Below are 630 nucleotides of genomic sequence, written 5' to 3'. Positions count from 1 at the left end.
CCCCCTGCCGGTGTCGGTGGTGACGGCCCAGCCCGTGAGCCGGTACCTCACCAGCCGCGACTACACCGGTGAGGTGGTGGCCGGCCGCAGCAGCAGCCTCGGCTTCGAGCTCCCCGGCACCCTCGAGCGGGTGCTGGTGGAGGAGGGGGACCGGGTGGTGGCCGGCCAGCCACTGGCCCAGCTCGATCGCCGCCGGCTGCGGGCCCAGCGCCAGCAGTCGCTGGCCCAGCGGGATGTCGCACTGGCCGCCGTGGAGGAGGTGCGGCAGCAGCTCACCCTGGCCGAACTGCAGCGCGACCGCCGCCGGCGGCTCCATGCCCAGGGCGCCATCTCCCGCGAGGACCTCGACCAGCAGATCCACGGCAGCGCCGCCCTGCGCAGCCGCCTCGTCCAGGCCGAAGCCCAGGTCGAGGAGGCCGAGGCCCGCCTGCGCCAGATCGATGTCGACCTGGCCCGCAGCGTGCTGGTGGCCCCCTTCGACGGCACGGTGAGCCGGCGGCGGCTCGATGAGGGCGTGGTGGTGAGCGGCGGCCAGGACCTGATCACCCTGGTGGAGGCGGCCCCCCTGGAGGTGCGGGTGGGGGTCCCCCCCGACGCCGCTCGGGGACTGCGGCCGGGGCAGCGCCATCC

1 protein-coding gene is annotated in these 630 nt (G+C 76.0%); it reads left to right on the top strand.

The features are described 5' to 3' along the window. Positions 1-19: 19 nt before the first annotated feature. On the top strand, positions 20-630 hold a 611-nt coding region (locus VB737_RS17225; RefSeq protein ID WP_500314775.1), incomplete at its 3' end, for an efflux RND transporter periplasmic adaptor subunit.

Origin of the sequence: Synechococcus sp. BA-120 BA3, assembly GCF_034931285.1 — a bacterium.
Lineage (GTDB): Bacteria > Cyanobacteriota > Cyanobacteriia > PCC-6307 > Cyanobiaceae > Cyanobium.
The sequence above is the reverse complement of the archived record's forward strand: the minus strand, read 5'-3'. Positions and strand labels throughout refer to the sequence as shown.